Here is a 4,793-nt window from a genome sequence, read left to right as displayed (position 1 = left end):
GCTATCACACGGTTTTCGGCAATATGCCTGCACAAGTGGCTATTCGGCGACATGGTAAGCTCGTTATATTGGCTAAATAACAACCCGGCTCCGCGCAGAGGAATAGCGATGGCACGCACTGACAACGACACCTGGGATCTGGCATCGAGTGTTGGCGTGACCGCCACGATGGTCGCCGCGTCGCGCGCTCTGGCAAGCAAGGCGGAGCGGCCGCTGATCAACGACCCGTTCGCCGAGCCGCTGGTCCGGGCCGTGGGCGTGGACCTGTTCGTCCGGCTGGTCAGCGGCGAGTTGACCCACGCCGACCTCCATGACGAAAACGACAGTTCGTCGGGAAACATGCCGCGGATGACCGAAAACATGGCGGTCCGCACCAGGTTCTATGACGAGTTCTTTCTCGACGCGGCCGAAGCGGGAATCAGGCAGGCGGTGATCCTGGCGTCTGGATTGGATTCCCGCGCCTACCGGCTGCCCTGGCCCGACGGCACCATGGTGTACGAGATCGATCAACCGCAAGTCGTCGAATTCAAATCCCGCACGCTGGCCGAGATGGGTGCGCAGCCCACCGCACACCGACGCACGGTTGCCATCGATCTGCGCGACGACTGGCCGGCTGCGCTGCGCGCGGCAGGTTTCGACTCCGACCAGCCGACCGCATGGAGCGCCGAGGGTCTGCTGGGTTACCTGCCACCCGAGGCGCAAGACCGGCTGCTCGACACCGTCACCGCGCTCAGCGCGCCGGGCAGCCGGATCGCTACCGAAAGCATGCCGAGGCGGGATGAGACCCTCCGCGAGCGTCTGAAAGAACACATGCGGACCGTCTCCGAGCGCTGGCGTAAGCACGGCCTCGACCTCGACATGACCGAGCTGATCTACTTCGGCGACCGCAACGAAGCAGCACCCTACTTGTCCGGTTGCGGCTGGCAGATCATCGGCAGCAGCACACGAGAGCTGTTCGCGGCCAACGGACTGCCGCCCCTCGACGACGATTTCCCGTTCGCCGACCGTCTTTACATCAGCGGCACACTGACCGACAAGAAGTAGGAGTCATCAATATGGCACACGCCCAATCCGGAAGATTCGACGGCGATAGCTGGGACGCGGCATCCAGCGTGGGAGCGACTGCGACCATGGTCGCCGCGTCACGCGCAATCGCCTCCCAGGGACCCGACCCGCTGCTCAACGACCCGCTCGCCGACCCGCTGGTCCGTGCGGTGGGCTTGGCTCCGTTTGTCCGTCTTATCGACGGAGAGGTCAGCATGGACGACGACCCGGTGCTGAACCGCAGAACGCGGATTGAGCAAATGGCAGTGCGGACACGGTTTTTCGACGACTTCTTCATCGGCGCCACCGAAGGCGGAATTCGGCAGGCGGTGATCCTGGCGTCTGGCCTGGACACCAGAGCCTACCGGCTGCCCTGGCCGGCCGGGACGGTGGTCTACGAGATCGACCAGCCGCAGGTGATCGATTTCAAGACCACAACCTTGGCCGATCTGGGCGCCGAGCCGACCGCCGAGCGCCGTACGGTCAGCATCGACCTGCGAAACGATTGGCCAACAGCGCTGCGGGAAGCCGGTTTCGACGTGAACCAGCCGACGGCGTGGAGTGCCGAAGGGTTATTGCCGTACCTGCCGCCTGAGGCCCAAGACCGATTGTTCGACAACATCACCACGCTCAGCGCGCCGGGAAGTCAGCTCGCCACCGAGCACATCTCCGACCCGGATGCCTTCTCCGAGGAGAGCGTGCAGCGCATCGGCGAGCGGTGGCGCCGTGCCGGTTTCGACCTCAACCCGGGCGACCTGTTCTACCAAGGCGAGCGCAGCATCGTGATCGACTACCTGACCGGCCACGGCTGGCAGGTGGCCGAGCATCCTGCCCCGGAGCTGTACCAGCGCAACGGATTTACCTTTCCAGAGGACGAGTCAATGGCTATGTTCCGGAATATGAGCTACGTCGCTGCGACGCTCGGCTAGGGCGGCCATGGCGCGCACTCATGACGACAGCTGGGATCTGGCCTCCAGCGTGGGCGCGACCGCGACGATGATCGCCGCCGGCCGCGCGATGGCGAGCAAGACCGAGCACCCACTGATCAACGATCCGTTCGCCGAACCGCTGGTCCGCGCCGTCGGGCTGGAAGTCTTCGTGAAGATGGTCGACGGCTTGGTCGACTTCCCGCCGGCCCGGGTGCCGGCCATCATCAACGGCATCGCGGTGCGCACCAAGTACTTTGACTCCTGCCTGCTGTCGGCCGTCAACGCGGGGGTGCGTCAAGTGGTGATCCTGGCGTCCGGCCTGGACTCGAGGGCCTACCGACTGCCTTGGCCGACCGAAACCGTGGTCTATGAGGTCGATCAGCCGCAGGTGATCGAGTTCAAGACGACCACGCTGGCCGGTATCGGCGCTCGGCCTACCGCCGAGCGCCGCACGGTCGGCATCGATCTGCGAGACGACTGGCCTACGGCACTGCGGGCTGCCGGCCTGGACACCGAAGCACCCACAGCGTGGCTGGCCGAAGGTCTGCTGATCTACCTGCCGCCCGAAGCTCAGGACCGGTTGTTCGACAACATCAGCGCTATCAGCGTGCCGGGCAGCACCATCGCCACCGAATACGTGCCAGGCCTGAAGGATTTGGACCCCGACCGGGTTCGCGAGATCTCTGCGCCGTTTCGCGAGCAAGGGCTCGACATCGATATGCCGTCACTGGTGTACGCCGGGGAGCGCAGCCACGTCATCGACTACCTGCGCGCCAAGGCATGGGATGTCTCCAGCACCCCTCGTGCGGAGTTGCTCAACCGCGACGGACTCGAGATTCCTGCCCCCGAGGAGGACGATCCGCTGGGCGAAATCATCTACGTCAGCGGCACACTCGCGAGCTAGAAGCGGGACTCCCCCAGCCACAGCACGCTGGCACCGCTCAACGTCCGCTCGGCCTGCTCGATGATGCCGACCACCGACTGGCTGATCAACGCGCCCAATGCATCCGGCAACGACGCGGCCGCCGGTTGCGAGGACGGGCGTGGCCGCATGAAGTCCCACAGCGACGAGCCCGGATAGCCGACAAGGCGAGCCTTGGCATCTTCGTCGAAGCCCGCCAACACCTTTGCACGGCGCACCGCGGTTCTTAAGCCCCCGAGTTCATCGACCAAGCCGTGCTCGAGGGCATCTGCGCCGGTCCAGACCCGACCTCGAGCGACCGCATCTACCGCCTCGACACTCAGGTTGCGGCCCTCGGCGACCCGCTGCACGAAGTCGGTGTAGCACAGGTCCGCCTCGGCCTCGACGTGGGCGTGCTGCTCGGGAGTGAACGGTGCGTTGATCGACCACGCGTCGGCATTGGCGTTGGTGCGCACCGCATCCGAGCCGACACCCAGGCGGTCCTTCAGATCCCGGGCGACCAGCTTCCCGGTCACCACACCGATCGAACCGGTGATCGTGCCAGGGTTGGCCACGATCGCGTCGGCGCCCATCGAGACGTAATAGCCGCCGGACGCGGCGACCGCGCCCATCGACGCCACAACCGGCTTGCCGCGATCGCGTGCTTTCTTCACCTCGCGCCAAATGGTTTCCGACGCGCTGACCGAACCGCCCGGGGAGTCGACCCGCAACACGATCGCTGACACCGAGTCGTCGGCGGCCGCCTCCCGCAGGCCCGCGGCGATAGTGTCGCCGCCGGCGCTGGAGTTGCCGAACGGCAATACTCCTCGACCGCCGCGGCCGCTGACGATCGGACCCGCAAGGGTGACGACGGCGATGGTCGCCTTGGACCTGCGCCCCGGCACCGGCGGCAACGAGGGTCCGCCCGGCCCAGTCGCGCGGGCATAGCGGCTCAGATACAGCCGAGGCGGTGCGCCGTCGGCGTCGGCATCGCCGGTCTCGGGTGAAAGTCCTTCGGCACCAACGAGTTCTGCGATACGCGCATAGGCCTCGTCGCGGAAGCCGATACGGTCGATCAGCCCTGATGTCAGGGCGTCTTCGCGTAGCAGCGGCGCGCGGTCGGCCAGCGCATCGAGGGAGTCGTGACCGATCCTGCGCGAGTCGGCGACCGCCTGCCAGACCTGGGCGCGCAGGCTTTCCAGCAGCCGGGTGTCGGCTTCTCGATGCGCGTCGGTGTAGCGGTCTTGCGTGAAAAGGTTTGCTGCCGACTTGTATTCACCGCGCGCGATGAACTGCGCTTCAATGCCGGCCTTCTCCAGCGCGTCACGCAAAAACAGCGCATTGGTGGCGAAGCCGATCAGCCCGACGGTTCCCGACGGCTGCATCCACACTTCGCCGAACGCCGAGGCCAGGTAGTAGGACAGCGTTCCCGGGTAAGTCTCGGCCCACGCCAGCGACGGCTTGACCGCAGTGAATGCGGCGACGGCTTCCCGCAACTCCTGAACCGGCCCGGCCGCGGCGGCGGGGAGCTCGACGCGGGCGATCAGGCCGGCGACGCGGGGATCCTCGGCAGCCCGGTGGAGTGCGGACACGGCTTCACGCAACACCAGCGGCCGGCCGCCGCCGGTGATGATCGTCAGCGGATCCAGGCTGCTGGCTTCGGGTGGCGCGACCCGCAGGTCGAGTTCGAGCACACAGCCGTTGGGAACACCGTGGTGGCGGGCGGTATCCACCCGGCGGGCCAAGGCACGTACGTCGTCGATACCCGGCGGGTCGGGCAGGAATGAAAACATGCAACGAGCCTACCGATGACCAGCGATGCGGCCGGACCGTACGGTGATGGGGTGCGATTCTCGATCTCAATTCATCAGTTCGACGAGACCGGCTTCGATGCCGCCGGCCTCCGCGAGTACCTGAAG

At 66.2% G+C, this 4,793-nt stretch carries 4 protein-coding genes; 3 read left to right on the top strand and 1 reads right to left on the bottom strand.

Going from position 1 to position 4,793, the window contains the following annotated elements; translation table 11 throughout:
- Nucleotides 1-108: 108 nt before the first annotated feature.
- Genes WAN71_RS19575 through WAN71_RS19565 form a run of 3 tightly spaced genes read left to right on the top strand, consistent with a single transcriptional unit; the run spans nt 109 to nt 2,877 of the window.
- Entirely contained in the window at nt 109-1,044 is a 936-nt protein-coding gene (locus WAN71_RS19575) for a class I SAM-dependent methyltransferase (RefSeq protein ID WP_422226917.1), read from the top strand.
- An 11-nt stretch (nt 1,045-1,055) separates the two neighbouring features.
- On the top strand, nt 1,056-1,973 hold the full coding sequence (locus tag WAN71_RS19570) for a class I SAM-dependent methyltransferase (protein WP_422226916.1): 918 nt from the start codon (nt 1,056-1,058) through the stop codon (nt 1,971-1,973).
- A 7-nt stretch (nt 1,974-1,980) separates the two neighbouring features.
- Nucleotides 1,981-2,877: a class I SAM-dependent methyltransferase gene (locus WAN71_RS19565; protein ID WP_422226915.1), complete on the top strand. Its 897-nt coding sequence runs from the start codon at nt 1,981-1,983 to the stop codon at nt 2,875-2,877.
- Here WAN71_RS19565 and sppA read toward each other — a convergent pair.
- Nucleotides 2,874-4,667 (bottom strand): signal peptide peptidase SppA, encoded by a 1,794-nt coding sequence (gene sppA, locus WAN71_RS19560; protein WP_422226914.1) that lies wholly within the window; start codon nt 4,665-4,667, stop codon nt 2,874-2,876. The two genes, WAN71_RS19565 and sppA, sit on opposite strands and share 4 nt — an antisense overlap.
- Between the last annotated feature and the right edge of the window lie 126 nt (nt 4,668-4,793).

It is taken from the genome of Mycobacterium sp. (genome assembly GCF_049280035.1).
In the GTDB taxonomy this organism is placed as follows: Bacteria; Actinomycetota; Actinomycetes; order Mycobacteriales; family Mycobacteriaceae; genus Mycobacterium.
The sequence above is the reverse complement of the archived record's forward strand: the minus strand, read 5'-3'. Positions and strand labels throughout refer to the sequence as shown.

Excerpts from the sequence above, each read along its gene's own strand:
- WAN71_RS19575 (WP_422226917.1), top strand. The coding sequence starts at position 109 with ATGGCACGCACTGACAACGACACCTGGGATCTGGCATCGAGTGTTGGC.
- WAN71_RS19570 (WP_422226916.1), top strand. The coding sequence starts at position 1,056 with ATGGCACACGCCCAATCCGGAAGATTCGACGGCGATAGCTGGGACGCG.
- WAN71_RS19565 (WP_422226915.1), top strand. The coding sequence starts at position 1,981 with ATGGCGCGCACTCATGACGACAGCTGGGATCTGGCCTCCAGCGTGGGC.
- sppA (WP_422226914.1), bottom strand. The coding sequence starts at position 4,667 with ATGTTTTCATTCCTGCCCGACCCGCCGGGTATCGACGACGTACGTGCC.